This window comes from Vibrio coralliilyticus ATCC BAA-450 (assembly GCF_000176135.1).
Lineage (GTDB): Bacteria > Pseudomonadota > Gammaproteobacteria > Enterobacterales > Vibrionaceae > Vibrio > Vibrio coralliilyticus.
The window spans coordinates 90,081-107,457 of sequence record NZ_ACZN01000013.1 but is presented as its reverse complement, the minus strand read 5'-3'; the positions used below and the strand labels follow the sequence as shown (position 1 = coordinate 107,457).

Genomic DNA, 17,377 nt, shown 5'->3' with positions numbered 1-17,377 from the left:
ACCTACATTGGGTTGAGCAGATAATTTTATGAATATTGATCGGAGATAGAAATGAGCGATTTAAAAGCAGCAGCACTACGTGCACTTAAACTTATGGATCTTACTACGCTAAATGATGATGACACTGATGCAAAAGTGATCTCACTATGTCATGACGCAAAATCAGCTGTCGGAAACACAGCTGCGATCTGTATTTATCCTCGCTTTATTCCTATTGCTAAGAAGACACTTCGCGAGCAAGGTACACCAGACGTTCGTATTGCGACAGTAACGAACTTCCCACACGGTAATGACGATATTGATATCGCTGTTGCTGAAACTAAAGCGGCCGTTGCTTACGGTGCGGATGAAGTGGACGTTGTATTCCCATACCGTGCTCTAATGGCAGGTAACGAGGAAGTAGGCTTCGAGCTCGTTAAGCAATGTAAAGCAGCGTGTGGTGACATTCTTCTGAAAGTTATCATCGAAACCGGTGAGCTGAAAGAAGAAGCACTAATTAAGAAAGCCTCTGAAATTTCAATCAAAGCAGGCGCTGACTTCATTAAGACTTCAACGGGTAAAGTGCCAGTCAATGCAACACCTGAATATGCACGCATGATGCTAGAAGTTATTCGTGATATGAATGTTGCAGAATCTGTTGGTTTCAAACCAGCAGGTGGTGTACGCACGGCTGAAGATGCAGCAGCGTATCTAGCAATGGCTGATGAGATTTTGGGCGACAACTGGGTTGATGCTCGTCATTACCGTTTCGGTGCGTCAAGCCTGCTAACTAACCTACTAAATACATTAGAAGTAACAGACGAAACTGCAGACCCTGCAGCGTACTAATTAAAAGTCTGAATGTGGTGAGCGAAAGCTCACCACATTACCTTTTACTCTACTAACCACCTTGTTTGTGTGGGAGGAACTAATGTATTTACCTCAAGAAATCATTCGTAAAAAACGCGACGGCGAAGTCCTGACTGCCGACGAAATCAATTTCTTTATCCAAGGTGTGGCTAAAAACACCGTTTCTGAAGGTCAAATCGCAGCCTTTGCGATGGCTATCTTTTTCAATGAAATGACAATGCCAGAGCGTATTGCGCTGACGTGTGCGATGCGTGATTCCGGTATGGTTATCGACTGGAGCCATAAAGAATTTGGCGGTCCAATTGTAGATAAGCATTCAACAGGTGGTGTTGGTGACGTGACGTCATTGATGCTTGGCCCAATGGTCGCGGCATGTGGCGGTTTTGTTCCAATGATCTCTGGCCGAGGTCTTGGCCATACTGGCGGTACGCTAGATAAATTGGAGTCGATTCCCGGCTACAACATCACGCCAACCAATGAAGTGTTCGGTGATGTCACGAAAGACGCAGGTGTTGCCATCATTGGTCAAACAGGCGACTTAGCGCCAGCCGATAAGCGTGTTTACGCAACCCGCGACATTACCGCGACGGTTGACAACATTTCACTGATCACGGCTTCAATCCTGTCTAAGAAACTCGCTGCTGGTCTTGAGTCATTGGTTATGGATGTGAAAGTGGGTTCTGGCGCATTCATGCCAACCTATGAAGCATCTGAAGAGCTCGCTAAATCTATCGTAGCAGTAGCAAACGGCGCAGGTACCAAGACAACAGCTATCCTAACTGACATGAACCAAGTTCTGGCTTCTTCCGCGGGTAACGCAGTCGAAGTACGTGAAGCAGTTCAGTTTCTGACGGGTGAATACCGCAACCCTCGTTTACTTGAAGTTACGATGGCGTCATGTGCAGAAATGTTGGTGTTGGCTAAACTGGCTGACGACACAGAAGATGCACGCGCCAAACTGATGGAAGTTTTGGATAACGGTAAAGCTGCTCAGTGCTTTGGCAAGATGGTCGCAGGCCTAGGTGGCCCGGCCGATTTTGTTGAAAACTACGAAAACTATCTGGAAAAAGCAGAAATCATTAAACCAGTCTTCGCTGATGAGGACGGTGTGGTATCGGCAATGGACACTCGTGCAATCGGTATGGCGGTTGTCTCCATGGGTGGCGGTCGCCGTGTTGCAACAGACGAAATTGACTATGCTGTGGGTTTTGACGGGTTTATCCGCCTTGGTGAAAAAGCATCGAGTGACAAACCACTGGCCGTGATTCATGCACGTAGTGAAGAGCAATGGCTTGAAGCGGCTGAAGCGCTGAAGCAGGCTATTACTATCGGCGGTGAGTATACTCCAACGCCTGAGGTTTATCGTCAGATCCGCGCAGAAGACGTTTAATCAAAAATTACACTAAGGCCCGCCATATAAAAATGATTACCGGTGGGCCTGAGGAAGAGCAATGAAAAGAGCATTTATATTAGTACTGGATTCTTTTGGAATCGGTGAGACAGCAGACGCTGAGAAATTTGGTGATGTTGGTTCAGACACTCTGGGCCATATCGCAGACCAATGTGATAAAGGTCTAGCGGACAACGCTGATCGTAAAGGGCCACTGACGTTGCCTAATCTGTCAAAGCTTGGTTTAGCAATGGCCCACAAAGAATCAACGGGTCGCTTTGCGCCAGGTTTGGATACTGAGGCGGAGATCATTGGTGCTTACGGCCATGCTGCCGAGCTATCTTCAGGTAAAGACACGCCGTCAGGCCACTGGGAAATTGCTGGTGTTCCGGTTCTGTTTGACTGGGGCTACTTCACCGATAAAGCCAACAGCTTCCCGAAAGAGCTGACAGATCGCATTCTTGAGCGTGCTGGTCTAGACGGTTTCCTTGGTAACTGCCATGCGTCGGGCACTCAGGTACTGGATGATCTTGGTGAAGAGCATATGAAGACAGGGCAACCTATCTTCTATACGTCGGCGGATTCGGTATTCCAGATCGCTTGCCATGAAGAAACCTTCGGCCTAGATCGTTTGCTTGAGCTTTGTCAGATCGCACGCGAAGAGCTTGAAGACTACAACATCGGCCGTGTTATCGCTCGCCCATTCATTGGCCCGGGTAAAGGCCAGTTTGAGCGTACAGGTAATCGCCGCGATCTGTCTGTTGAGCCACCTTCAGCGACGATTCTACAGAAGCTTGTTGAGGAGAAGGGCGGTGAAGTTCACTCGATCGGTAAGATCTCTGACATTTACGCTGGCTGTGGTATCACCAAGAAGACTAAAGCAACAGGTATTCCAGCGCTCTTTGAAGCTACAAAAGAGGCAATAAAAGAAGCGGGCGACAATACTATCGTCTTCACAAACTTTGTTGATTTTGATTCTGCCTATGGTCACCGCCGTGACGTAGCTGGCTATGCTGCTGCGCTTGAGTACTTCGATGGTCGTATCCATGAAGTGATGGAGCTGATGGAGGAGGACGATGTTCTAATCCTGACGGCCGACCACGGTTGTGACCCAACTTGGCCAGGTACTGACCACACACGTGAACACATCCCTGTGATCGTTTATGGTCAGAAAGTGCCAGCTGGTTCTCTAGGCCTGCGTGAGTCTTTTGCGGATATTGGTCAATCATTAGCGACGTACTTTGGTACTTCACCAATGGATTACGGTAAAAACTTTTTGTAATGAGAGAGTTAGAGAGGTAAACCACCTCTCTGACAACATTTAACTTAGTTAAGGAATTAACAGACATGGCAACTCCACATATTAATGCTGAAACGGGTGCATTCGCAGATGTCGTTCTTATGCCAGGTGACCCGCTACGCGCGAAGTACATTGCAGAAACCTTCCTAGAAGATGTCGTTCAGGTCTGTGATGTACGTAATATGTTCGGTTTCACAGGAACTTACAAAGGTCGTAAAGTGTCTGTGATGGGCCACGGTATGGGTATCCCATCTTGTTCAATCTATGCTACTGAGCTGATTAAAGACTACGGTGTGAAGAAAATCATCCGTGTAGGTAGCTGTGGTGCAGTTAGCGAAGACATCAAAGTACGTGATGTTGTGATTGGTATGGGCGCTTGTACTGACTCTAAAGTAAATCGCATTCGCTTTAAAGGCCATGACTTTGCTGCTATTGCTGACTACAAGATGGTTCGAGCAGCAGAAGAGGCGGCTAAAGCACGTGGTATCGAAGTGAAAGTCGGTAACCTGTTTTCCGCGGAACTGTTCTATACGCCAGATCCAGAAATGTTCGATGTAATGGACAAGTACGGTATTGTTGGTGTTGAAATGGAAGCGGCTGGTATCTACGGCGTTTGTGCTGAGTACGGTGCGAAAGCTCTGACTATCTGTACTGTATCTGATCACATCAAAACGGGCGAGCAGACTACGTCGGACGAGCGTCAGACGACTTTCAATGACATGATGATCGTTGCCCTAGACTCGGTTCTACTTGGTGATGAAGCGTAAGATGCTGTTGGCTATCTGAGCTAGTGCAACCGTACGAACAAGAAAGGGTTGACCTAATGGGTCAACCCTTTCTTTATCGCTCTACATATCTTTTAACAGCAGGTTTTCGCCTTTTTTCTTTGGCTTTCGACGAATGACGACCGCAAGCAATAAACCCGCAATAAAGCTCATCCCAACCATGGTATACATATAGCGATCACTTTTGCGGTAATAATGATCGGAGAACGCGGTTACTTTACCTGTTTCAAAAGTAATGCGTACAAAACCAAGAACAGAGTTATCGTGCATAATTGGCTCGACAAGTTGCTGTTTACCGATCCGAGCGGTTTCAAGCGGCGTATCTAAACCAAGAATTTCGCGCACACTTTTGCCTTTATCGCTGGATGCTAAACGAATACCTTCCGCATCGTAAATGGTGGCATCAAACACCAAATTATCTTGAGCTAACTGGTTCGTCAGCTTCAATAATCGCTCTTGGTCTTGATTGACGATCATATCGCCTGCAGATAATGAGGCTTGCGATACCAGAACTTTAATCAGCGTTTCCAGCTGATTTTTCTGAATCTGCTCATTACCTTTTGTAATTTTAACGCTGTTGACGCCGATAACTGCCACCATGGCAATCAGGGAAAGAATGGCGAGTGCTCTTACGGCCATACGAAATGAAAACAGAGAGGATTCCATACACACCCAAACCGAGGTTAATTTTGCTATAGAGCATATTGATACTTGCGCTGCTAAATTGCAATAGGTTAACGTGTGAGGAGATTTTTTAGGAATGATTTACATGGAAACGTTTAAGACTCTTTCTATTCAAAGGCATACATCACTTTATAACCGACTGCCAGAAACGCGCTTAGCGAACAATTTCGACAAAGCCAAAGCAAATTGGATTGTGTTTGCGAAATATTTGTCGCCAAAACTGTTTGAAGATATCGACTTTTTTACTGGCTGCTATAACGCAGTCGTTGATGTGTGGAAGGTTGGTCAATATGAAGTAGCCCTGATGCAAGGTGAGTTGACAGCGGAACACGAGAAAATCCTTCAAGGTATTGAGCTTGATTATGCGCCGCTGAACGATCTGCCAGATCTATCGAAACCTGGCTTGATTGTCATGGATATGGACTCGACCGCTATTCAGATTGAATGCATTGATGAAATCGCCAAACTGGCGGGAGTTGGTGAAGAAGTCTCCGAAGTGACCGAGCGAGCCATGCAGGGTGAGCTCGACTTTGAACAAAGCCTACGCCAGCGAGTTGCGGCGCTGACTGGAGCGGATGAAAGCATTTTATCCAGTGTCCGCAATGAACTTCCCCTGATGCCAGATTTGCCTGAGCTTGTACATACCTTGCATCAGTTTGGCTGGAAAACGGCGATTGCTTCTGGTGGATTTACTTATTTCTCCGACTACCTCAAGGAGACGTTGAAGCTCGACCATGCTCAATCCAATCAGCTGGAAATCATTGACGGTAAGCTGACTGGTAAGGTGCTGGGTGATGTGGTTTCTGCACAAACCAAAGCGGATATTCTTGAAGAACTGGCGGAGAAATATGAGATTGAACCACACAATACCATAGCAGTTGGAGATGGCGCGAACGATCTCGTTATGATGTCAGCTGCTGGTTTGGGCATTGCTTATCACGCCAAACCTAAGGTCGAGCAGCAGGCACAAACCGCGGTGCGATATTCTGGACTGGGTGGTGTCTTGTGTATCCTTTCAGCGGCATTGGTGAAACAGAAGAAGATAAGCTTCAAGCCTGCACCATAACAAACACAAAAAAAGCGAGGGTGTACCCTCGCTTTTCTATTTTGTCAGCTCAAGGCGAATCAACACTTCTTCTGTAATATCGGTAATTTCGCCGTAGCCCATTATGCCGTTGATCTCTTTTTCCAAACTTCTTGCCTGATGCATACTGATTGGTGCCAGCTCTTTAATATCTTCTTGCAGTAGGGCACTCATAGGATCAAATACTGGGGCACTGCATACCCGTAAGGCATAAAACTCACCCATAGACTGGGCATTCTTAATAAAGGCCACACGCTCTTTAAGAGAGTCAAACTCACTCACCAATTTAGACTCGTATGACTGAATCCGTGTGCCAAATTGAGAAATCGACAAATAGACTTCCTGAAATTTTGGCTGTGTACCGTCTATGCGACGCATCGGTTGTGCCAGTAAGGTATTAGTGTGACCTTTATAAATAGGTTCCAGAGAAAAATTCTCGTCCTGTCCAAGCTTTGCCAGTACGACCAAGTGTGGAGCTAGAGGGAAATTGACTCCAATAACTCGAGGCTTGAGGTTTTTTCCGCGTTTTTCGACGAAAATTGGAGAACTGACAATTTTATCCAAGAGGATGTCATGCAGCCCTTCGAGCAAAAGGTTACTTGGCAATAACTCTTTCTTGGCAATAAGCTTGTCTTGATTATGCTCGATCAGTTTGCCGAAAAAGGCGATGGTACGCATTGTGTTGCTGTCTTCTTGCATCACCAACTGAAGACGTTTTCCTCCAGGGGAAATTCTAACTACCGAGTAAGGCACACAATCGAGAGGGAGCTTTTTGTCATAAAGGCTGAGTTCTTTAAAGTTAACCGAACACATCTCCCCTGCTTTTAGTGAACTCGGAGAAGTCAGCGCAACACTAATACCACGCTTTGATATATCAAGCGTCACACCAGCATGGGCAATATTTTGATTACAAGTCATCTCTATTGGCGAACGGAATTGAAAGCGAGGTTCTTTGCGGCGAGACTTTGCATCGAAATAGAGGCAAACCGGATTGCTTTCCGGGTTACGTGCATGGCGGAAGCGATTTAACTCGCTGCTCGGTAAGCGAGGTTTTTCTGTTAACAGATAATCTTGATTGGTAGCCTCTGTTGAAAGCTCCTGCAAGATACCGCAATGAGTCAAGGTTTTGGTGTCAAAATCCAGCTCAGTGGAGTGATTGGCTAACTCGCTTCGTTCGCTGTCTGACAACTCAAAAACATGCAGGCGGAATGCGCGCCAGCTTTCTTTTTTCGCCCCAACATGCCAGAAAAGTTGGCGCACTTGGCGGGTGGCTTCTGGCATCATCATCGAGAAGAACAAGGTTTTTCCCTGATGTTCATGAGTGAATGAATAAAACACGTTGTTGCTGCCGCGCATGCCCGGCTTCGTTAGGTGCTCGATTCTTTCCTTGTTAAATAAGGTCGTCAGGGCTTGTTGATTGCGTTCATCCTGCCAGTACTGCCAGATAGGTTGGTTGTTTTCAGTCATCAACGCCAATTTGAGTTCACTGCCACTGAAGAATACAGGTAAATTGCAGGTGTGTTTCAGGAAGGTATGCTCGTATCCCCTAGAACGTGCTCGGATGACCTTGTCTTGATTGTCGTGACGGGAACGTTGGGTGTCATTTTTTAGTTGGTCTTCGATGACCTCTTCGACCACTGTTGTTTCATCTAGCTTGAGCAGACGTAGGTATTTTACTGCATCGTTTTCATAGGACTCATCGATACCGACAATTCGGTAGTTGATGGGAGTGTTCAATCCTTCTACTTCACTGTTTTTCGCGAGCTCAACAAAGCGAACAGCAATGATTTCTCCAAGTTTGTAGTTAAAGGCAGAAGGTACTTTAAATTTGGCGCCAGAGGGAGATATATCCACGGTTGTGGCGTGGACTAATTGGTCTTTATTGACCTGAAATTCAATTTGGGAGGAAAGTTTTAGACGGTTTTCACGTCGCTTAAGGTCGTAACCCAAGTTAATCGCTTCAACATCGTAGGCTGTGCTTTTTTCTGAAAACTCAATGCCTTGTGGTTTGCCACGTTTTTGCATGACGCGAAAGTTATTATGGGTGTTGCACAGTGCTTCCCAAACGCCTTCGGTATAGCCACCAAACTTACGGGTATTTTTGTGGTAAGCATTAAAAGCTACGTCGTCTAGCCAATGTTTGACACCATCGAGTTCATACTCACGGCATTCGCCCTTGACGCGTCCGCGCAGGTCAACACTTTTAGTACAGGGAGCCATCACACGGTTAAGTTCCATCTTAACCAGAATTTTGACCGATGGAGCCTCTCCTTCGGTCATTTGGGCGAGAAGGTATTCAAAATCATCGGAGTTGTAAGCAGGAATCAGTCGTTCTGCTAAAGATAAAATCTCTGGCTGCTGCATATATTTTTGTTAGCTTGTCCCTTACTCTGAATATCGGCCTTGATATAAAGATCTTTAATGATATGTTACACCGAATCAAGGTGAATAGGTGACGAATGATAACGGCATTGTCACAAATACAGGTCCGAGGTGATATGGCAAAGGCAAAAAGAGCATACGTATGTAATGACTGTGGCGCGGATTTTCCACGTTGGCAGGGACAATGTAATGCTTGTGGCGCATGGAATACGATTAGTGAGGTCAGGCTAGCTGCATCCCCTGCGGCAGCAAGAAACGAGCGACTGACTGGCTACGCAGGAAATTCAGGTGAAACTCAGGTTCAGACGTTATCTGACATCGATCTGCAGGAAGTTCCGCGCTTTACCAGTGGTTTTAAGGAGCTGGACCGAGTACTTGGTGGGGGCGTTGTTCCTGGAGCTGCGATTTTGATCGGTGGTAACCCTGGTGCAGGTAAATCAACGCTGTTGTTACAGACCATGTGCTATTTAGCATCTCAGATGCCGACTTTGTATGTCACCGGTGAAGAGTCGCTTCAGCAGGTTGCGATGAGAGCTTCCCGCCTGGGGTTGCCTAAAGACAATCTAAAAATGCTATCAGAAACCAATGTTGATCGAATTTGCCAGATTGCAGAAAAAGAACAACCAAAGATTTTAGTGATTGACTCGATTCAGGTGATGCATGTGGCGGATGTTCAATCTTCGCCGGGCAGTGTGGCGCAAGTAAGGGAGTCAGCGACCGCGTTAACCCGTTACGCTAAACAAAATAATGTCGCAGTGTTCATTGTTGGCCACGTGACTAAAGATGGCACCTTGGCTGGGCCTAAAGTGCTTGAGCACATCATCGATTGCTCTGTGCTGCTTGATGGCGGTACAGATAGTAGGTTCAGAACGCTTCGCAGTCACAAGAACCGTTTTGGTGCTGTGAATGAGTTGGGCGTGTTCGCCATGACAGGGCAGGGGTTGAAAGAAGTCAGTAACCCTTCAGCTATTTTTCTTTCTCGTGGTGAGGAAGAGACCTCAGGCAGCTCCGTTATGGTGGTATGGGAAGGCACTCGTCCACTGCTGGTGGAAATTCAGGCACTGGTGGATTACTCCCAGTTGGCCAACCCACGACGTGTTGCCGTTGGTCTTGAACAAAATAGATTGTCGCTGTTGTTGGCCGTTTTACATAAACATGGTGGTCTGCAGATGGCGGATCAGGATGTGTTTGTGAATGTGGTTGGTGGGGTTAAAGTAACGGAAACCAGTGCCGATTTGGCTTTGGTGATGGCACTTCTTTCTAGCTTCAGAGATAGAGCACTACCAAAAGATGTGGTGATTTTTGGTGAAGTGGGTCTTGCTGGAGAGATTCGTCCGGTGCCTAGCGGGCAGGAAAGGCTGAATGAAGCATTTAAACATGGCTTTAAAAAGGCCATCGTTCCGGCTGCAAATATGCCTAAAGGCGGTATTCCGGGAATGCAGATTCACGGCGTGAAGAAGTTATCAGAAGCGATCGAGGCCTTTGACGAACTTTAAGATCGAACTACTTTCTCGCTTTTAAAAAGGGTTGTCGTTTTGCGTCAACCCTTTTCTATTTCTCGCTAAAGCATATCTGCGGCTTTCTCTACAGCGGCGACCAGTTTGTCAACATCTTGCTGTGTATTGTAGATGGCAAAGGAAGCGCGCACGGTGCCTTTAACACCTAGTGCGTCCATTAGAGGGTGAGCACAGTGGTGGCCAGCACGAACGGCAACGCCTTGTTGGTCAAGTAATGTTGCGAGATCTTGGTGGTGCGCACCCTCAATGATAAACGATAGCACAGAAGCGTTGGCTTGATAGCCTAACACCCTAATGTCATCGATTTGAGATAGCCTTTGATTAGCATCCTGAACCAGGCTATGAATATGACTCTCTACATCGGTATGCTCAAAACTCTGATACCAGTTTATCGCTGTGGCTAACGCAATCGCACCTGCCACATTGGGGGTGCCTGCTTCGAATTTTCCTGGCAATTCGCTGAAAGTGGTTCCAGAAAACGACACCTTTTCGACCATTTTCCCCCCGCCGTGCCATGGAGGCATAGCATCAAGCAGCGACAATTTTCCGTATAAAACGCCAATACCCGCAGGTGCGTAGAGTTTATGCCCAGAAAAAACATAAAAGTCCGCTTCTAACGTTTTTACGTTAACAGCTTCATGAACAATACCCTGAGCACCATCGACAACCACTTTCGCTCCCACTTGATGCGCTTGAGCTATCACTGATTCAATCGGTAAACGCGTTCCCGTCACGTTGGTGATATGAGCCAGCGCCACCAGTTTGGTTTTATCGGAAAGCAAAGCTGAAAACGCCGCCATATCCCATTGGCAATCTGCGGTCATTGGCACTTTAATGACTTTTGCTCCAGTCTGCTCTGCGACAATTTGCCAAGGTACGATATTGGCATGGTGTTCCATTTCACTAACCAGAATCTCATCATCGGGCTGTAGTGTGTTACGAGCATATGTTTGTGCGATTAGGTTAAGCGCTTCTGTCGCTCCGCGTGTCCAGATGATTTCTTTGCTGCTCTCCGCACCGATGAAGGTTGCGACGGTTTGACGAGCGGTTTCAAAGTGGCTGGTTGCTTGCGCGGTCAGGCTGTGGCTACCACGGTGAACATTGGCATTTTGAGAGCGATAGTAGTCTGAAATTGCATTGATAACACAATCAGGTTTTTGTGTAGTTGCAGCACTATCGAGATACACCAGTTGTTCCCCATTAACGTTTTGAGTTAATGCAGGAAATTGTGAACGGATGGCATGAACGTCTAGCATGACTCAAGGCCACCTAGCTTGTGATATTGCAGAGTTGGAATCGTCACCATAGGTTCGGCAACCGTCCAAGCGTGTTCTTTTCCTGAAAGGTTAATGATGATTTCCATCGCAAATTCTAGTGCAGTACCGGGGCCTTGGCTGGTCAACAAGTTGTGATTAATATCGTAAGTGACGCGTTTAACTCGCCAATTTTCCTTACTGATATGAGATTCAAAACTAGGATGGCAGGTCATTAAAGCGTCAGGGTAAAGCTTATGGTGAGCCAGTACTAACGCTGGTGCGGCGCATATTGCGGCGACCAGCTTTCCTTCGTACATTTGTTGGCGAACTATCTCAACTAATACTGTACTGTCGCGAAACGTTTCTGCTCCTTCAACACCACCAGGCAAGATCACCGCATCGAATTCGTCATCGGCGATATCGACGAGTTTACAATCAGCAGTGAGCGTAACGCCTCTGGAAGCTTTCATTGTAAGCTGGCCAGCAAAATCAGCACTGGCCACAGTAACGTCGTAGCCAGCTCGTACCATCATGTCGATGATGGTGACGGCTTCCATTTCTTCTGTGCCCGGTGCAATCGGGACCAGTACTTTTTTATTCATTGTGATTTCCAGCTTTGTTCGATGTGATGGATCTGAGTGTATAGAGCTTGATTTTCAGGGACTTGAATATTATGAATTTTAGCCTGCTTCAGTAAGTAACCGGTAATAAAATCAATTTCAGATTTGCGTTGATAGTAAATATCTTGCTTCATAGAAGAGAAGTTTTCGGCAGTGGCACGGATCACTTGGTGAACCGTCGATTCCAACATAGACTTCTCGATAGGGATGGAGCAGGCGTTCATTACTTGAAAGACTTCTTCGATGACATTGGTAAGTTGGTTTTTATATTGCTCGGAAGCCAACTCACCGTTCTTAACTTGGAAAATAGCCGTTAACGGGTTGATTGCGCAGTTGACGGCCAGCTTAGACCACAAAGCATGCTCAATATTGTCACACCAAGTGACTTCTGGAAGCGCATGCTGCAAAACTGGTTGGAGAAAGTGGCATTGTTTCCCCGAACGATTGACACCACCTATTTGGGTTAAGCCTAAGCCAGTGTGCATGACTTGGTGTTTGGTGGGCTTATAGGCGCCATGAGTGGTTGTCGCAAGGAGCAAAGGGTTGCCAGGAAAAGTATCGTAAACCCAGTCTGCGGTCCCCATGCCATTGTGCATCAGAGTAATTATAGTTTCTGGAGCAATATGCGCTTTTAATGGCTCAAGTGCGCTCTTAACCTGCCACGCTTTTACTGTGACTAGTAACAAGTCAGCTTGCTTAATCGAAACGATATCTCGGTTATCAAATTGAATTGGCGGTAATTCATCAAGTTGTAGACTCATATGATGGTCTATTGAAGTAGACCACACAGCGACATTGTGCCCTGAAGTGGAGAGTTTAGTTGCCCATAGCGTACCAATAGCACCAGGGCCAAGAATTACGATATTCACACTGATTTGCCGAACAGATAATTTCCCACAAGGATAATCACCGTTTAAGCGAAAGCCAATAAAAAATGGCACCCGAAGGTACCATTTTTAAGGCAATGAAGTTCTTTTAGTGGCTTAGAACTTGTAAGTAACCGCTAGGTAGTTAGTTGCACCTGATGAACGGAAGCCCGGAGTATCTTCGATACCATAAACATCTTGGTAAAGTTTTAGGCCGTAACCAACAGCAAAGCGATCTGAGTGCCAGTAGATACCGTTAAACATTGCACCACCAGTTTTTGACGTAGAGTACTCGCTCTTCATGCCAAATTGGTAATCAATATAACCTTGGTAAGAAATGAATGAACCATTTTCAAAGAAGTAGAAAGGCTTAAACCAGTTGGTAGAAACCTGAAAACCGTTCCAGTCTTTCTTGTTCGAATCGTATGTGCTGTATAGGTTTAAGCCTACTTTACCAAACCATGGAACGTTTACGTCAGAACCAATACCTACTTTCTGAGTGTTTACACCTGAGTTACCACCCCATTCCATAAGTGTAGAAACATATAACTCTTGAACAGGACCGAAAGATAAGTCTTTACCAGTAAGTGCATCTAGAGACATACGCGGCGCAAACTTCATAAAGATCTTTTCTTTACCAGCTTTGTCGCTGCCTGGATCTGAGGTTAGGTTGAAAACATCCACGTAGCCGTATAGGTCGAATAGACCAGAGCGACCGCCAAATTCCATTTCTAGGTAATCATGCGTTGAGTTACCTGGTTTTTCGTTGAATGCACCCATTAGGTTGAACTGCATCCATTTGTAGTCATTCTTGTGGATATCGCCGTCGGAGTAATCAGCTGCCATTGCAGGTGCAGACATTGCTGCTACAACACCAAGAGCTAAAAGTGATTTGCGCATAGTGGGACTCTCTATGTTTATTCAATACCAAAGCTTATTCATATAGCCGTTGTTGCACAATCTGCGTTGTGCTTTTACTGGAGCGCATAATAACGATAAAAATCTCAATTAATAGTGATACGGAGTGTAAAAATACATAAAACTAGTGACTGAGATCTCATTAACGATCATTTTTTGGGAATGTAACGGAACTATAATTTTTTTGCACAGAAAGTGATATGGGTATCGTTTACGCAAGCGCTTGCGCTGATTTTTATGCTTGTCAAATAATCAACACGTTTAGTGATTGATCGAACTCTCACTTTTTACGTAATTAATTTTAAACTGATTAAGGGTGATTAATAGTGTCTGAGATTATGCTGTTTCCTCTAGGTTCAATTCTTCTCCCTGAAGGGAAAATGAAGCTCCGAATTTTTGAACCTAGGTACAAAAGACTAATAAAAGAAGCGAGTCAGTCCGATGGTACGTTCGGTATTTGCTTAGTTGAGCAGGATGAGTTGTCTTCCATTCCTCGACTGTCGTCGGTTGGATCTCTAGCGAAGATAGTCGACTTTGAATTGCTGGATGACGGGCTTTTAGGGGTGACAGTTGTTGGACTTAAATGCTTTGAAATAAAGAGAGTTAGAACGGAATTCGATGGGTTGAGAAAAGCGCGTGTCGAATGGCGTACAAGCTGGGAATTTTCTCAGTTGTCTGAGCAGCACAAATACTTGAGCGATCAATTGCGCACCGTGTACAAGCAGTTCCCTCAACTTGGAGAATTGTATGATCAACGATTCTTTGACGATGCAAGCTGGGTGAGCCAGCGTTGGCTTGAGCTACTTCCCGTCCCTCAGCATCAGTTTGATTTTCTCCTGAGACAAAAAGATTGCAATGAAGCAATAGAATTTCTCTCCCGATCGATTGAAAGCTAAACTTACAGAGTGATCCAATCACTTCTTTCGTACGTAAAACCCCAAAAGTGCTGACAAGGACCTGAACATGGCTTCTACGGACACGGAATCTTTTGCAAAACAAGACTGGCTCCTCTGTATGGAGAAAGTTAAAGATAAAGACAAAGCATCTTACGCGTTAGTCTTCAGGCATTTTGCACCACGTTTGAAACAGTTTACCTACAAGCACATGGGTAACGAGCAAGTGGCGTTAGAGCTAGTGCAAGAAACAATGACGACGGTATGGCAAAAAAGTCATTTGTTTGATGGGTCGAAAAGTTCGCTGTCTACTTGGATCTATACAATTGCTCGTAACCTATGTTTCGATACTCTTCGAAAGCAGCGTGGTAAAGATTTACACATCCATTCTGAAGACATATGGCCGAACGATTACTGTCCGCCAGACTTAGTTGAGCACTATGCGCCTGAACAAGAAATGCTTAAGGAGCAGGTCGTAAAATTTTTAGATGTCCTTCCTGACGCCCAGAAAAAAGTTGTTCAAGCAGTATATCTGGAGGAACTACCACATCAGCAGGTAGCTGATATGTACGATATTCCAGTCGGAACAGTGAAATCTAGGCTGAGACTTGCAGTTGAGAAGTTACGTCATTCAATAGAGGTAGAAAGATTATGAGCTATCATCCAAACCAGCATATGTTGCAGGCTTATGTTGAAGGCAGTCTGGATGCAGTCGATGGTTTTACTGTTGCCACTCATTTGGAGAGCTGCCCTACTTGTAAAAAACAGGTCCAGGAGCTGGAGAGTCGTTATGGTGAAGCGTTAATGTCGCTTGATGCTTTCGATGATAACAACTTCGACGATATGCTGAACGATATCTTGCAGACTGAACCTGCTCCAGAAAGCGCCCGACCAATCAGAAAACCAACAAGCATTGAAGTCAATGGTAAAACTTTTCAGCTGCCACTTTCTCTATCTCGATTCCGAGATAAGTTAGGAGAATGGAAAAGCTATGGTGGCAAGGTATATAGTGCACCAATCGACATTGGCGATAGCGTTAGAGTGAATCTAATGTACATTTCAGAAGATGTGAAGATACCTCAACATACGCACAAGGGAGTCGAGTCTACTTTGATACTGCATGGCGGGTTTAGTGATGAAGACGGTCATTATGAAGCAGGGGATTACCTCGTTAAAGATGCTTCAATTAAACACAGTCCTTACACGCAAAAAGGAGAGGACTGTTTGTGTCTTACCGTGTTGACGGAACCAATGATTTTCACCCAAGGGGTTGCGCGTATCTTTAACCTATTTGGTAAAGGCATGTACCCATAGAAATAACTTTAAAGTAAAAAGGCTTGGCATTTGCCAAGCCTTTCTTTTTATGAGGATGTTACTTCTTTAGCTTCTTCTTCATCTCGCTCTTTGGCTTTATTCAAAAGGTTCGTGAAGTAATGACGCAGTGAATAGAGCATAATTAAGCTCGGAATGACCATTAGTGAAGTGATGATAAAGAACAGTGACCAATCATCAAGGAAGTCAACCAACTCTCCACTGAATGAAGCTAATGTTGTTCGTCCAAAGTTCCCTAAGGAGGCCAACAACGCATATTGCGTCGCGGAGAATGCCTGGCCCGTGAGTACAGTGAGGAAAGAAACAAACGCAACGGTTGAGAATGCCGTTGTAAAGTTATCGACGATAATTGTGGCTAGGAACAAGTGCTCATTTGGTCCAACAGAGGCAATCCAAGCAAACATTAAGTTGCTGCCTGCCATGGCGATACCGCCAATCATCAAACCGCGTACGATGCCAAAACGAACGTTGAACATGCTGCCGACTAAGGTGAAGAGTATAGTTGCTCCCCAACCAATCAACTTAGAGTAATAGCCGATTTGTTCGTTGCTAAAGCCCACTTCTTTATAGAAGGCGATGGACATTCGACCCAAGAAGGCTTCGCCGATCTTAAACAGGAACACAAACAGCAATAGAGTTATTGCTACCTTGACACCATTGCGTTTAAAGAAATCGAGGAAAGGCTCAACCACAGTAACGCTTATCCAAGATGCAGTTTTAGAACCGACGATTTTGTTATGGCGAGCTTCCGCTTGTTGTTGGAGGGCTTCACGATTGGTTGTTGGTTCACCAACTAGCAGAGTAAACAGCATCAAGATGCCGACGATAGCTGCCATGCCATAGTACACACCATTCCAACCGATTGAGTCAGCATTGATGAAGGCTACGTAACCTGGTAGTGAATAGCCGGTCCACCAACCAATCACCGCCATCGCTGAGGCTTGAGGCAGCTTGGATGAATCGGATTTAGGGAAAGTATCGATACGGAATGCATCGATGGCGATATCCTGAGTTGCAGACGCAATTGCGATACCCAGCGCCAGCATAGATGTGAACATCAAGTTTTGTGAAGGGTCGACACCTGCAATAAACAAAGTGCTGACTAGCACCAATGACTGACAGAAAAAAATCCAACTACGGCGTTGGCCTAGTACTGCATGTAGAACCGGAAGCTTGACCCGATCCACGAGCGGAGCCCACAGAAAGTTAATTGCGTAAACCGCGAATACACTGCCGAAGTAGCCAATCGCTGCACGTGTTAAGCCAGCGTCTTTTAACCAACCCGACATGTTAGAGCCGATCAAAACCCATGGAAAGCCACTTGAGCAACCGAGCATAAACACCCATAGCAGGCGTTTATCATAATAACTACGAATCGTTTCTAGCCAAGACATTGAGGGAGAGTTGGCAGACATAAAGTCTTCCTTGTTCGTTTTATAGTGAGTGTTAAGTTAGGGAAAATAGGGTGAATTGAAAAGGCTCCAACTGGATAAGTAGGAGC

General features: G+C 45.6%; 16 protein-coding genes. 9 read left to right on the top strand and 7 right to left on the bottom strand.

All coding sequences use genetic code 11. The annotated features are described in order from the left end of the window. Window positions 1-51 precede the first annotated feature (51 nt). The 4 genes from deoC (at window position 52) to deoD (ending at window position 4,306) form a co-directional block, all read left to right on the top strand. The gene (gene deoC / locus VIC_RS03920) at window positions 52-828 is read left to right on the top strand and encodes a deoxyribose-phosphate aldolase (RefSeq protein ID WP_006957971.1); all 777 of its coding nucleotides are present in this window, start codon (window positions 52-54) and stop codon (window positions 826-828) included. 82 nt (window positions 829-910) lie between these two features. After that, window positions 911-2,239: a thymidine phosphorylase gene (gene deoA / locus VIC_RS03915; protein WP_006957970.1), complete on the top strand. Its 1,329-nt coding sequence runs from the start codon at window positions 911-913 to the stop codon at window positions 2,237-2,239. Window positions 2,240-2,300: 61 nt separating this feature from the next. Continuing rightward, on the top strand, window positions 2,301-3,521 hold the full coding sequence (locus VIC_RS03910; RefSeq protein ID WP_006957969.1) for a phosphopentomutase: 1,221 nt from the start codon (window positions 2,301-2,303) through the stop codon (window positions 3,519-3,521). A 65-nt stretch (window positions 3,522-3,586) separates the two neighbouring features. Beyond that, window positions 3,587-4,306 (top strand): purine-nucleoside phosphorylase, encoded by a 720-nt coding sequence (gene deoD / locus VIC_RS03905; protein WP_006957968.1) that lies wholly within the window; start codon window positions 3,587-3,589, stop codon window positions 4,304-4,306. Between the two features lie 81 nt (window positions 4,307-4,387). Here the strand turns inward: deoD and VIC_RS03900 are convergent, their stop codons facing one another. Next, window positions 4,388-4,990 carry a YtjB family periplasmic protein gene (locus VIC_RS03900; protein ID WP_006957967.1) on the bottom strand — a complete coding sequence of 201 codons (603 nt, stop codon included), beginning with the start codon at window positions 4,988-4,990 and terminating at the stop codon, window positions 4,388-4,390. A 103-nt stretch (window positions 4,991-5,093) separates the two neighbouring features. Here VIC_RS03900 and serB point away from each other — a divergent pair, with 103 nt between their 5' ends. Then, entirely contained in the window at window positions 5,094-6,074 is a 981-nt protein-coding gene (gene serB, locus VIC_RS03895; RefSeq protein ID WP_006957966.1) for a phosphoserine phosphatase, read from the top strand. A gap of 36 nt (window positions 6,075-6,110) precedes the next feature. Here serB and VIC_RS03890 read toward each other — a convergent pair whose 3' ends face one another. Further along, complete coding sequence (locus VIC_RS03890; protein WP_006957965.1) at window positions 6,111-8,456, bottom strand: PilZ domain-containing protein; 2,346 nt, start codon at window positions 8,454-8,456, stop codon at window positions 6,111-6,113. 134 nt (window positions 8,457-8,590) lie between these two features. Here VIC_RS03890 and radA point away from each other — a divergent pair, with 134 nt between their 5' ends. After that, the gene (gene radA, locus VIC_RS03885; protein WP_038163566.1) at window positions 8,591-9,970 is read left to right on the top strand and encodes a DNA repair protein RadA; all 1,380 of its coding nucleotides are present in this window, start codon (window positions 8,591-8,593) and stop codon (window positions 9,968-9,970) included. Window positions 9,971-10,035: 65 nt separating this feature from the next. Here the strand turns inward: radA and csdA are convergent, their stop codons facing one another. From csdA to VIC_RS03865, 4 genes are all read right to left on the bottom strand, one after another. Further along, window positions 10,036-11,247 (bottom strand): cysteine desulfurase CsdA, encoded by a 1,212-nt coding sequence (gene csdA / locus VIC_RS03880; RefSeq protein ID WP_006957963.1) that lies wholly within the window; start codon window positions 11,245-11,247, stop codon window positions 10,036-10,038. After that, window positions 11,241-11,849 (bottom strand): DJ-1 family glyoxalase III, encoded by a 609-nt coding sequence (locus VIC_RS03875; protein WP_006957962.1) that lies wholly within the window; start codon window positions 11,847-11,849, stop codon window positions 11,241-11,243. The genes csdA and VIC_RS03875 overlap by 7 nt, the downstream gene beginning before the upstream one ends. Next, complete coding sequence (gene panE, locus VIC_RS03870) at window positions 11,846-12,736, bottom strand: 2-dehydropantoate 2-reductase (protein WP_039951299.1); 891 nt, start codon at window positions 12,734-12,736, stop codon at window positions 11,846-11,848. Before panE ends, VIC_RS03875 begins: the two co-directional genes overlap by 4 nt. Window positions 12,737-12,850: 114 nt before the next feature. Then, window positions 12,851-13,633, bottom strand: coding sequence for a nucleoside-specific channel-forming Tsx family protein (locus tag VIC_RS03865; RefSeq protein ID WP_006957960.1), 783 nt, complete (start codon window positions 13,631-13,633; stop codon window positions 12,851-12,853). Between the two features lie 344 nt (window positions 13,634-13,977). On the opposite strand from VIC_RS03865, the gene VIC_RS03860 reads away from it, so the two are divergent. The 3 genes from VIC_RS03860 (at window position 13,978) to VIC_RS03850 (ending at window position 15,858) form a co-directional block, all read left to right on the top strand. Further along, a complete protein-coding gene (locus tag VIC_RS03860) occupies window positions 13,978-14,547 on the top strand; it encodes an LON peptidase substrate-binding domain-containing protein (RefSeq protein ID WP_039951259.1) in 570 nt (189 codons plus the stop codon). Between the two features lie 67 nt (window positions 14,548-14,614). Beyond that, entirely contained in the window at window positions 14,615-15,199 is a 585-nt protein-coding gene (locus tag VIC_RS03855; protein ID WP_006957958.1) for an RNA polymerase sigma factor, read from the top strand. After that, window positions 15,196-15,858, top strand: coding sequence for a ChrR family anti-sigma-E factor (locus tag VIC_RS03850; RefSeq protein WP_006957957.1), 663 nt, complete (start codon window positions 15,196-15,198; stop codon window positions 15,856-15,858). Before VIC_RS03855 ends, VIC_RS03850 begins: the two co-directional genes overlap by 4 nt. Before the next feature lie 47 nt (window positions 15,859-15,905). Here the strand turns inward: VIC_RS03850 and VIC_RS03845 are convergent, their stop codons facing one another. Next, a complete protein-coding gene (locus VIC_RS03845) occupies window positions 15,906-17,291 on the bottom strand; it encodes an AmpG family muropeptide MFS transporter (RefSeq protein WP_006957956.1) in 1,386 nt (461 codons plus the stop codon). Window positions 17,292-17,377 lie beyond the last annotated feature (86 nt).